We start from the raw sequence: 10,459 nt of genomic DNA, 5'->3' as shown, positions 1-10,459 counted from the left end.
CCCATTCCGAACACGGAAGTGAAACGCTGTTGCGCCGATGATAGTATGGCGAAAGGCCATGCGAAAGTAGGACGTTGCCAGATTAAAATACACCCCGCATCCCACAAGATGCGGGGTGTCTTCGTTTGGGGACGGGATGACTGCCTCAGACTCGCTGTCTTGTCGCGAGCACTCACTCCGTCAAAAGCGGCAACTGCACCGTGTCGGTTCTATTTTCGCTCCAATGAAAGCACAAAGATCAGTCGGCCGTCTTTCCATTTGGGGCCGCCGATGAATAGAGGGCTGCCTGCGCGTAAGACAGCGTCGCTTTTGACCAGCACCTGCTGCTCCCGCCAGACTTGCAGGTGCAGTTTGACGCCGCCGTTATCGGCAGGACCGTTGGAGTCGATTTTCAGGAACAAGTCGCGCGAAGGTACCACCCAGGACTCGTATTCGCGGAAAATGTCCTGTTGATGCTGGCCAAGGATCTCGAAGTGTTTGAAGCCAAACACTTTGGACAGCCGGTCATTGAGCTGGCCGAGATGGGCTGGCGCCTTCTCCTGTGAGCCGATCAGTTGCTCGGCATCGTTGGTGGCGAAAATGAGCGCACCCCACACTTTGCCTTCCGTGGCAGGTTTGACGACGGGAAGCGGTTGGGGAGCAGCTTTCTCCTGCGCGAACAGGTTCGCGCCGGGAATCAAAAGCAACAGGGCTGGCAGAATAGCTTTCATCCGCGAGGAGTGTTCTTCAGAAACAGAGGATGTCCGGCGTCATCGCGTGAGATAACGAGCAGTGGGGCTCCAGTGGCATCAAACAGCGTCGTGGAGGCAACTTCTGGCTGGGTTTCGCTACGGTGGACACTGATGCCGGAGATTTTGCGGTCTGCAGGCACTTCTTCCAGACCATCGAGCATGAGAACAGTCGCGTCCGCGTCATGGTCGTGGTAGGTGCTCGCCTCGACACCGAGGCCTGGCGTGTAGGAGCTAAGGATCAGGCTGTGCGCGGTGTCCTGCGTGTGCGGGCGCATCCAGACGAAACCTAGCACAGCCAGTGCCACGGCACCTGCGGTCGCAAACCACGGCTGGCGTATCCAGGAGAGGAATAAATCAGCCAGGGATGTGTTTCGGGTCTGTTTTTGACGGCTCTCATCCAGATCCATCTGGGCGATGCGCACCTGGATCTGCGAGTTGAAAAACTCCGCGTGCGGAACCGTCATCTCGGCGGGCAGATGGTCGCGGATGCCAGCGCTCAAGGCACGCAGATCGTCAGCTTCTTTCACCAGCACAGGATCGTCCTTGAGTCGCGCTTCAAAGGCGGCGAGTTCGGAGTCATTCATCTCGCCATCGAGCCAGCGGATGAGGTCGTGGTCATCAGAGGGTGGTTTCATAAACGTCTTTGAGTTGTTCCTGTAGTTTCTTGCGTGCGTAAAACAGGCGTGACATCACTGTACCAAGCGAGCAGGGCACAAGAGCGGCGATTTCTTCATAGGCCAGCCCTTCAACCTCACGCAGGATGATGACTTGCCGGTGTTCAGGAGTGAGCCTGGAGATTGCCTCCTGGATTCGCTGGCCGAGTTCGGCATTGCGCATGGCGGTGTCCGGGGCGGCATCACCTTTGGGCGTTGCCTCGGCCCCGGCGGCCACACGATGCTCTGTGCGCTCGTCATCGAACTCGCCATCGCCTTGGATCTTCTTCTTCCGCAGCCAGTCGTAGGTCACGTTGTGGGCGATGCGGTAGAGCCAGGTATAGAAGGCCGCGTCCTGTTTGAAGTTCGGCAGAGCACGCCACGCCTTAATGAAGGCCTCTTGCGCGAGGTCCCAGGCTTCCGTCTCGTTCTGGATCAAATGGTAGGTCATGGCGTAGATCCTCCCTCGGTACTTTGTCACCAAGGTGTCAAAGGCCCGCGTGTCACCCGCCTGGCTGCGTTTGACCAAGTCGATGTCGGAGACTTCGCCAGGGTCAGTCGCGGCTGAGGAGGGCATGGAAAGGAAAGGCGGAGGATGGACGGCCCAAAACGGAGAAAATTCGATGTTTGGGCGAATTGGGGCAGAAAAACGCCCGTGCGTTGAAATCAGGGGATCTTCAGGCTCTGTCCGGGACGGATCAGGTCGTTCTTGAGTCCATTGGCGGCCTTGAGTTTGGCGACCGTCGTTTTCTTCTTCAAAGCGATGCCATAGAGGGTGTCGCCCTTCGACACAGCGTAGCGGGAGCCGGAAGAGGATTTCTTCGCCGTGGATTTCGAGGGTGTGGACTTCTTCTTCGTCGAGCTGCTTGATGCAGTGGTCTTTTTCGGTGTGGATGGAGCGGGGCTGCTGGGTGTCGCCTTTTTCGTGGCGCTGAAGGCGTAAGGATCTGCCGGCGGCTCAGGCTCCACAGGCATTGGTGGCTTCTGGTAGGTCGGTGTGGAGGCAGCCGAGTAGCCGCTCTGACCGGGATACGGGTTGTAGTGACCGTCGTTGCCATAGTTCGAGGCGTATGGGTCGCTGCCGGTGGATTTCGTGTTTTCGCAGGAAGCGAGAACGAGGCAGGTGGTGGAAAGCGCGAGGATGCGGAGGGCGGTCATGAGATGGAGGGGATTCGGTTTTCCAACCGGCGGGATCGAAGCCGTGTCACTAATGAAATCGGACCCACCCTTTTCAATGCCTAATTTGCCGTCACCCGCTCTACCTTGCGATTCAGCGACATCCTGGAAATAGAGTTCTCCGGCCCACGTTCTGGCCTTCCTGGCAAATCTCCCGACACAAACCTTGCCAATTCGCCTGCCATTCCCTAGCTTGCCTTCCCACCCCATGAAAATCGGCTTCAATCTCCTGCTCTACACCGGCCACGTCACCGAGGCGAACTACCCAGTCATCGAAAAACTCAAGGCCACCGGCTATGACGGCGTCGAAGTGCCGATTTTTGATGTTAGCAATCCGGCACACTTCAAAGGCATCGGCCAGGTGCTCAAGGACAACGGTCTTCAATGCACCGCCGTGACCGTACTGCCTGATGAAGCGCACAACGCAATTAGCCCAGTCGCTGCCAATCGCCAGGGTGCCATCGATCATCTCAAACGCGTCCTCGAATGCGCCCACAACGCCGGTGTGCAGACGCTTTGCGGCCCCTATTATCAAGTGCTCGGCCAGTTCACGGGCGCTTTCCCTTCGGAAGCCGAACTCGCAGGAGCCGCTGAAGTCCATCGCGCCATCGCCCCTGTTGCAGAGGCCGCAGGCGTGAAATGCGCCATCGAAGCGCTCAACCGTTTCGAGTCCCACCTGCTCAACACCATGGAGCAGGCCGCCGCCTATGTGAAGCGCGTCGATCACCCGAACTTCGGCACGATGTACGACACCTTCCACGCGAACATCGAAGAAAAGAATCCGCTCAAGGCCATCGACACCGTCTTCGCCACTGGCAAGCTCAATCACGTCCACATCTCCGAGAACGACCGAGGCACGCCCGGTCGCGGCCACATCAACATCGTCGAGCAGATCAAGCACCTCAAAAAGATCGGCTACGACGGCTGGATGACCATTGAGGCCTTTGGCAGCGCTCTGCCGGATCTCGCCGCCGCCACCCGCGTCTGGCGGGATTTCTTCCCCAGCACCGAGCAAGTTTACACCGAAGGCTACGCGCTCATCAAAAACGCGCTGGCTTGATATAGAGATCATCGAACAACCCATCCATTCCATCCATGAACACACCGACCACCACCCCCGCAGCGGCCACGTCACGCCGCCAGTTTATCGGCACCACAGCCGCTGCCAGCGCACTCACCGTCGCCCAATCCGCTTGGGCCGCAGGCAGCGATGAAATCAAAGTTGGCCTCATCGGCTGCGGCGGTCGCGGCACCGGTGCCGCCAGCCAGGCGCTCAGCACCAATCAAGCGGGGGTCACGCTCCACGCCGTCGCCGATGCCTTCAAAGAAAAGGCCGACGGTGCGCTCAGCAACCTGCGGAACAAAAACCCCGAGAAGGTGAAAGTCGATGACTCCCGCATCTTCGCCGGTCCAGACGCCTATCAGAAAGTCATCGAAAGCTGCGACCTCGTCATCCTCACCACACCTCCAGGCTTCCGTCCGTATCATTTCGAGGCTGCTGTGAACGCAGGCAAAAACATCTTCATGGAAAAGCCCGTCGCTGTGGATGCCCCCGGCGTGCGCAAGGTTCTCGAAATGGCCAAAGTCGCTGACGAGAAGAATCTCAAAGTCGTCGTCGGCCTTCAGCGTCGTTACCAGAACTGCTACAAGGAAGCCCTCACCCAGGTCAAGGAACAAGGCATCATCGGCGACATCACCGGCGGGCAGGTTTACTGGAATGGCGGCGGCATCTGGTTCCGCGACAAGCGCCCCGACCAGTCCGAGCTCATGTATCAGATCAACAACTGGTACTTCTTCACCTGGCTTTGCGGCGATCACATCAACGAGCAGCACATCCACAACATCGACGTCGCCAACTGGTTCATCGGCGGCCACCCCGTCAGCGCTCAGGGCATGGGCGGTCGTATGCAGCGCGTGGAGAAGAAGTTTGGTCAAATCTACGACCACCACTACGTCGAGTACACCTATGAAAACGGTGTCCGCATCAACAGCCAGTGCCGCCACCAGTCCGGTGTCTCCAACGCTGTGCGCGAAGAATTCACCGGCACCAAGGGCAAGATCTACCTCGACAACAGCGGCCGCTGCTACGCCAACGACCACAAGGGCAACACCATCTGGAAATACCGCCCCGGTGGCAAAGACATCGGCGATGCCAAGGGCAAAGCCGCCAAGCGTCTCGATCCAGATCCATACCAGACCGAGCATGACACCCTCCAGGCCGCCATCCGCGAGAACAAACCGCTCAACAACGCCTACTACGGCGCCGAGAGCACCATGACCGCGGTCATGGGCCGCATGGCCACCTACTCCGGCAAGGAATTGAAGTGGGACGAAGTCCTGAACTCCAAAGTTCAGCACATGCCCAACATCATCACCCTTGAGTCCGAGCCTCCCGTCAAACCTGACGCCGATGGCTGGTATCCTATCGCCATCCCCGGCAAGGACATCCCCGGCGCTCCCGTCGTCTAATTCGACAGCCAAACTCATCAGCCCCGGCCGCAGCCATGCGCCGGGGCTTTTTTGTATGGTTGTCCCGGCTTTGGCCGGTTTCGGAAAATCAGACCAACCGCAACTCCCAACCTTCGTCTTCCGTGTGTTCTGTGTATTCCGTGGTCCAAATCTCTTGCCAATCCCGCGTTCCATTCGCTACAACCGCATCGTCATGAACTCCAACCGCCGCACCTTCCTCACCAGCTTCGCCGTTTCAGCCGCCACCACGACCCTCCTCGCCCGCGATTGGTCTGGCAAAACACCCGAGCGTTACCCGGACCCCGATGTCATCGCGCTCGATCCCGCGTTTGAAAAACTCATTCAGGGCAACGCGCCCATCCGCCGCCTCCACACCGGCATGCTTTGGGCCGAAGGCCCCGCCTGGAACGGCAGCGGCAACTACCTCGTCTGGAGCGACATCCCCAACAACGCCCAGATGCGCTGGCTGCCGGAGGACGGCCATGTCAGCGTCATGCGCAACAATGCCAACAACAGCAACGGCAACACCTTCGACCTCCAGGGCCGCCAGATTAGCTTCGAGCACGGCACTCGCCGCGTCGTGCGCTACGAACTCGACGGCAAGATCACCGTCCTGGCCGACAAGTTCGACGGCAAGCCGCTCAACGCCCCGAATGACGGTGCGGTGCATCCCGACGGCTCCATCTGGTTCACCGATCCCGGTTACGGCAGCATGATGGACTACGAGGGCAACAAAGGTGAGCTTCTTCTCAAAGAAGCTGTCTATCGCATCGACCCCGGCGGCGAGATCACCAAGATCACCGAAGACCTCGAGAAGCCCAACGGCCTCTGCTTCTCTCCCGACTACAAGAAGCTCTACGTCGTCGATACCGGCGCACCGAAAAACATCCGCGTCTATGACGTGGACGGAACGAAGGTGAAAAACGGCAAGATCTTCGCCACGAACAAAGGCCAGCTCGCCGATCCCAAATCCAAAGGCAATTCCGACGGCATTCGCTGCGATGTGGAAGGCAATCTGTGGGCCAGCGCCGGCTGGATCGGCGACGGTTACGACGGCGTCCACGTCTTCAATCCCGAGGGCAAACTCATCGGCTTCATCAAACTCCCCGAAACCGCCAGCAACGTCTGCTTCGGCGGTCAGAAGCGGAACCGCCTCTTCATCACTGCCTCACAGAGCCTTTACTCGGTCTATGTGAACACGCGTGGTGCGCATCATTGCTGAGGCAGTTGATCTCCGGCTTTGCAGACGCTAAACGAGCGCATGGATGAATTCTACACCCAGCGCTTCGGCGGCATCGGGCGGCTTTATGGAGCCGCCGCATTGCCACGTCTCGCTGCCGCGCATGTCGCCATCGTTGGTGTCGGCGGTGTCGGTTCGTGGGTGGTCGAAGCGCTCGCGCGCAGCGGCATTGGCGAGCTGACGTTGATCGACATGGACGACGTCTGCATCACGAACACGAATCGCCAGCTTCCCGCGCTCGCTCACACCATAGGCGTGACCAAAGTCGAGGTGCTGGCTGCCCGTGTGGCCGAGATCAATCCCGCCGGCCGCGTGAATCGGGTCATCGAGTTCCTCACCGAGTCGAACGTGGAACGCCTGCTCGCGCCGAAATTCGATTTTGTCGTCGATGCGGTCGATCGCACCTCGATCAAGGCGCTCATCATTGCCAAATGTCATGCACGCGGCCTTTCCGTCATCACCTCCGGCTCCGCCGGTGGCCGGCGCGACCCCACCGTCATCAAAATCGCCGATCTCGGCCACGCCGGGTCTGATCCTTTGCTCCGAGGAGTGCGTCAGAGCCTGCGCCGCGACCACGGCTTCGCCAAAAGCGAGCAGCATCGTCCCGTGACGATGAATGTGCCCTGCGTCTTCTCCACCGAGAAGCCGGTTTACCCCTGGGCCGACGGCTCCTGCTCCCTCGAGCCCGAACAAGGCACCGAAACCGGCCTCCGCCTCGACTGCGCCGCCGGATTTGGTGCTGCGACCTTCGTCACCGGCACCTTCGGCTTCATGCTCGCTGCGGAAGTGGTGCGGTGCCTTGCGTGTGAATCGCCAAAGTAGGCTTCTAAGCTGGCTTGGTTGACGATTTTTGGCGAACTCCGTAGGTGCTGCTGAAACCACTCTTCATCACCATGCACGCCGCCAAACACTCCCGTGAATCAGCCGCCAAAGGCGACGACCAGATTGCCTTTGAAAACGGAGTCTTTTCCCAGGAGGCTGGACGCTATGCCACCGCGCTCGAATGGTTTGCAGACGTAAAACCGACAGGTGGCCGATGGGATGTCCAGGCTTGCGGAGGCAGGACGACATTGTTGTTGGCGCTGAATCGTGCGGAAGAGGCGGTCTCCGTGGGAGCCCAGGCATTGACGCGGATGCGCTGCGCGTCGGTGGTGCTCGTCGTACAGACGGCTCGGGCGTTGAATGTGGTTCAAGGGCCTCTGTCGGCATTGAACTTGTGTCGAAGGGCGCTTCGGCAGGCTGGATTTCGACAGAGCCAGCATCTGTGGTTCTCCGCCGCAGGTTTTGCCTCTCAGTGTCACCAGTTTGACCGCAGCTTGCACTACCTGAAATGCTTCTTTGACTGCTGCAACGATTCATTTGGCGGGGATTTGTTCAGCGATTTCGATTTCTCGCCGCTCTGGCAGCATTTGAGGGATGAATCCCTTACTGAAGAGGAAATTACCACTCTGCGGCTGCTGGCGGGACACAAGTATCGTGCGCTTGTGTCAGGTTTCCGCTTTGCGCTTAGCTTTGAGAGCATCGGACATGTGCCACCGCAGCTACGCCGCCTGCTTCGTCTCGACGTTCAAACCATGAACTGGCAGCTTGGCACGCACGCCACGCAGGAACAGGGGGCCACTTTCGAGGTTTGGTGCAAAGCCGTCCGACAGGAGGCCCAACAGTCGTTTGAGCATGCTTTGCGCAAAGCACTTGAAAATCGTTCCGCCACCAGCGCAGAATGCGGCTGATTTTTACCATGTCCGCTTCCGTCCAGCTCCGCATCATCGAAGGCATTGCCAAGGGCAAAGTCTTCACCTTCGCCGCACACGACACCTTCTTCCTCGGGCGGCATCCTGACTGCCAGGTGCATCTGCCGGATGATGCTTGCGTCTCGCGGCATCACTTCATCCTGGAGGTCTGCCCGCCGCAGGCCTGCGTGCGCGATCTCGGCAGCCGCAATGGCACCTACGTCAACGGACGCAAAGTAGGTGGACGCCAGGAAGGCGAATCACCCGAGGAGGGCGCACGCCGTGCCTACCCTGAAGTCACGCTCATGCGCGGCGACCGCATCCAGGTGGGCGACACGGCCCTCGAAGTCCACGTTACCCAGGCGGAGAAGCAGGCCGGGCCACCACCCGCCGCCCCCGTGCCCAGCTTCGATGAACTCAATCCCCAGCAGCTTGCCGATCTCCTGCTCAAAGCGGCGAAGAAAGGCAAGGCACCGCGTCTCGACATTCCCGGCTACGAGATCGAGAAGGAGCTGGGCCGGGGCGGCTTCGGCGTCGTCTTCCGCGCCCGCCGTCTGAGCGATGGTGTTCCTGTCGCCATCAAGGTGCTGCTGCCGCGAGTCGCCGTGAAACCCATCGAGGTGGAGAAGTTTCTGCGCGAGATGACTGTCACCGCCCAGCTTCGTCATGAGAACATCGTCAAACTGTTCGACCAGGGCCACTGCGAAGGCATTCCGTGGTTCATCATGGAGTATTGCGAGGGCGGCAGCCTGTGGGACTTCATTCGGCAGCACGGCGGCAAGGTGCCGCTGGAAATCACCCGGCCCATCATGCTCGACGCGCTGGCGGGCCTGGCCCATGCGCACCAGTCCGGCATCGTCCACCGCGATTTGAAGCCGCAAAACATCCTGCTCGACTGCGGCGTGGCCCACATCTCGGACTTCGGTCTCGCGAAAAACTTCCAGCAGGCCGGATTGAGCGGACTCAGCATCACCGGGAATTACGCCGGCACGCCGCTCTTCATGCCCCGCGAGCAGCTCATCAACTTCAAGCACCTTAAACCCGCCTCCGATGTCTGGAGCGTCGCCGCCACTTTCTATTTCATGCTTACAGGAGCATTCCCGTATCCGCTCACCAAGGGGCGTGATCCGATTGATGTGATCTTGAACGAGCTGGTCATTCCGATTGGCCAGCGGGACAAAACGCTGCCGAGGGCGGTGTGCCAAGTCATTGACCTCAGCCTGGCTCTCAAGGCCAAGGAGCGTTACCCGTCCGCCGTGGAAATGCTCCAGCAGTTCAAACAGGCGATCCGCTGAAATTTCATCACACCTGTGTCTCACCATGAACAACTGGCTCAAAAAACTCTTTGGCGGCACTGAACCACCTCCGCCGCCCCGTCCTACGCCTCGGGAAGCGCAACGCCCGCCGCTTCCTGATCCGCCAGCGAAACCATCGCAACCGCCCTTACCAGCAGGGGTCTGGCAGCCTGGCCAGTTGCTCCTCGGTGACTTCGTCGTGGAGCGCACACTCGGAGAGGGTGGCATGGGGCGCGTCTGGCTGATCAAGAGTGACTCGACCGGTCGCCGGTTTGCCGTAAAGCAGGCGTTGATCCGGGACGAGAGGCACCGCAAGGCATTTTTGACCGAACTGCAGACATGGATCGATCTTCCAGAGCATCCGAACATCGTGCCTTGCCGGTTCTTCCGCACTGTTGGTGATGAGGTCGTCATCTTCGCTGATTTTATCGAAGGAGGTTCGCTGGCCGACTGGATTTCGAAAGGCAAGTTGACCAGCCTGGAAAAGATCCTGGACATTGCGATTCAATTTGGCTGGGGATTACATGCCATCCACCAGCGAGGGCTGATTCATCAGGATGTGAAGCCTGGCAACGTGCTTATGACGCTGGAAGGAACCCCTATGGTCGCAGACTTTGGCCTCTCACGAGCACGTTTCCGAGCGGCTGATGGATCCTTTGTTTCTCCGAGCTTGCCACAGGGTCAGCAAAGCATGTTGGTCAGCTCCGGTGGCATGACTCCTGCATACGCATCGCCTGAGCAACGTGCCGGACAGCCCGTTTCGCGGAAGACTGACATTTGGTCTTGGGGCGTGAGTGTGATGGACATGTTTGCGGGCGGCGTGTCCTCCCCGCATGGAGGCCATATCGCGGCGGAGATCCTTGAGTATCTCTTCGACGATGAACAGGTAGACGTCATTAGCCAGGCCATGCCCTTGGCCGTCAAAGAAATCCTCCGTCGGTGCTTCGCGCCCGATTTCTCAAAGCGGTGGGATAACTTTGAAGCCCTTTGCTCCTCCTTGATGGATGTTTACGGCCAACTGATCGGCAAGTCTTACCAAGGCACCCCTAGCCGTTCATCGGCAGAGCAGGATCTGCCGGTCGAACACGACCGAAAGATTCAACATGGTCGCTGGAGGGATCCCCGAACGTGGCTTCGTGAAGCCTATCGCGCAACAGATCGGGAC

General features: G+C 59.3%; 11 protein-coding genes. 7 read left to right on the top strand and 4 right to left on the bottom strand.

Going from position 1 to position 10,459, the window contains the following annotated elements:
* Positions 1–209: 209 nt before the first annotated feature.
* From ACILSI_RS25980 to ACILSI_RS25965, 4 genes are all read right to left on the bottom strand, one after another.
* Positions 210–710, bottom strand: a complete 501-nt coding sequence (locus tag ACILSI_RS25980; RefSeq protein WP_395724841.1) for a hypothetical protein — start codon at positions 708–710, stop codon at positions 210–212.
* Positions 707–1,366: an anti-sigma factor family protein gene (locus tag ACILSI_RS25975; protein ID WP_395724840.1), complete on the bottom strand. Its 660-nt coding sequence runs from the start codon at positions 1,364–1,366 to the stop codon at positions 707–709. Before ACILSI_RS25975 ends, ACILSI_RS25980 begins: the two co-directional genes overlap by 4 nt.
* On the bottom strand, positions 1,350–1,961 hold the full coding sequence (locus tag ACILSI_RS25970) for a sigma-70 family RNA polymerase sigma factor (protein ID WP_395724839.1): 612 nt from the start codon (positions 1,959–1,961) through the stop codon (positions 1,350–1,352). The genes ACILSI_RS25975 and ACILSI_RS25970 overlap by 17 nt, the downstream gene beginning before the upstream one ends.
* Before the next feature lie 89 nt (positions 1,962–2,050).
* The gene (locus tag ACILSI_RS25965; protein ID WP_395724838.1) at positions 2,051–2,542 is read right to left on the bottom strand and encodes a LysM peptidoglycan-binding domain-containing protein; all 492 of its coding nucleotides are present in this window, start codon (positions 2,540–2,542) and stop codon (positions 2,051–2,053) included.
* 226 nt (positions 2,543–2,768) lie between these two features.
* Between ACILSI_RS25965 and ACILSI_RS25960 the strand changes: the two genes are divergently transcribed.
* From ACILSI_RS25960 to ACILSI_RS25930, 7 genes are all read left to right on the top strand, one after another.
* Positions 2,769–3,620, top strand: coding sequence for a sugar phosphate isomerase/epimerase family protein (locus tag ACILSI_RS25960; RefSeq protein WP_395724837.1), 852 nt, complete (start codon positions 2,769–2,771; stop codon positions 3,618–3,620).
* Between the two features lie 35 nt (positions 3,621–3,655).
* On the top strand, positions 3,656–5,029 hold the full coding sequence (locus ACILSI_RS25955) for a Gfo/Idh/MocA family protein (protein ID WP_395724836.1): 1,374 nt from the start codon (positions 3,656–3,658) through the stop codon (positions 5,027–5,029).
* A gap of 193 nt (positions 5,030–5,222) precedes the next feature.
* Entirely contained in the window at positions 5,223–6,251 is a 1,029-nt protein-coding gene (locus ACILSI_RS25950; protein ID WP_395724835.1) for an SMP-30/gluconolactonase/LRE family protein, read from the top strand.
* 18 nt (positions 6,252–6,269) lie between these two features.
* On the top strand, positions 6,270–7,091 hold the full coding sequence (locus ACILSI_RS25945; RefSeq protein ID WP_395724834.1) for a ThiF family adenylyltransferase: 822 nt from the start codon (positions 6,270–6,272) through the stop codon (positions 7,089–7,091).
* 71 nt (positions 7,092–7,162) lie between these two features.
* The gene (locus tag ACILSI_RS25940; protein ID WP_395724833.1) at positions 7,163–7,999 is read left to right on the top strand and encodes a hypothetical protein; all 837 of its coding nucleotides are present in this window, start codon (positions 7,163–7,165) and stop codon (positions 7,997–7,999) included.
* Between the two features lie 8 nt (positions 8,000–8,007).
* Positions 8,008–9,294, top strand: coding sequence for a protein kinase domain-containing protein (locus tag ACILSI_RS25935; protein ID WP_395724832.1), 1,287 nt, complete (start codon positions 8,008–8,010; stop codon positions 9,292–9,294).
* A 25-nt stretch (positions 9,295–9,319) separates the two neighbouring features.
* On the top strand, positions 9,320–10,459 hold a 1,140-nt coding region (locus ACILSI_RS25930), incomplete at its 3' end, for a serine/threonine protein kinase (RefSeq protein WP_395724831.1).

This window comes from Prosthecobacter sp., assembly GCF_044232965.1.
GTDB lineage: Bacteria > Verrucomicrobiota > Verrucomicrobiia > Verrucomicrobiales > Verrucomicrobiaceae > Prosthecobacter.
The sequence above is the reverse complement of the archived record's forward strand: the minus strand, read 5'-3'. Positions and strand labels throughout refer to the sequence as shown.

What these genes read in the sequence shown, in the direction of transcription:
- ACILSI_RS25980 (WP_395724841.1), bottom strand. Translation starts at nt 710, where the DNA reads ATGAAAGCTATTCTGCCAGCCCTGTTGCTTTTGATTCCCGGCGCGAAC.
- ACILSI_RS25975 (WP_395724840.1), bottom strand. Translation starts at nt 1,366, where the DNA reads ATGAAACCACCCTCTGATGACCACGACCTCATCCGCTGGCTCGATGGC.
- ACILSI_RS25970 (WP_395724839.1), bottom strand. Translation starts at nt 1,961, where the DNA reads ATGCCCTCCTCAGCCGCGACTGACCCTGGCGAAGTCTCCGACATCGAC.
- ACILSI_RS25965 (WP_395724838.1), bottom strand. Translation starts at nt 2,542, where the DNA reads ATGACCGCCCTCCGCATCCTCGCGCTTTCCACCACCTGCCTCGTTCTC.
- ACILSI_RS25960 (WP_395724837.1), top strand. Translation starts at nt 2,769, where the DNA reads ATGAAAATCGGCTTCAATCTCCTGCTCTACACCGGCCACGTCACCGAG.
- ACILSI_RS25955 (WP_395724836.1), top strand. Translation starts at nt 3,656, where the DNA reads ATGAACACACCGACCACCACCCCCGCAGCGGCCACGTCACGCCGCCAG.
- ACILSI_RS25950 (WP_395724835.1), top strand. Translation starts at nt 5,223, where the DNA reads ATGAACTCCAACCGCCGCACCTTCCTCACCAGCTTCGCCGTTTCAGCC.
- ACILSI_RS25940 (WP_395724833.1), top strand. Translation starts at nt 7,163, where the DNA reads ATGCACGCCGCCAAACACTCCCGTGAATCAGCCGCCAAAGGCGACGAC.
- ACILSI_RS25935 (WP_395724832.1), top strand. Translation starts at nt 8,008, where the DNA reads ATGTCCGCTTCCGTCCAGCTCCGCATCATCGAAGGCATTGCCAAGGGC.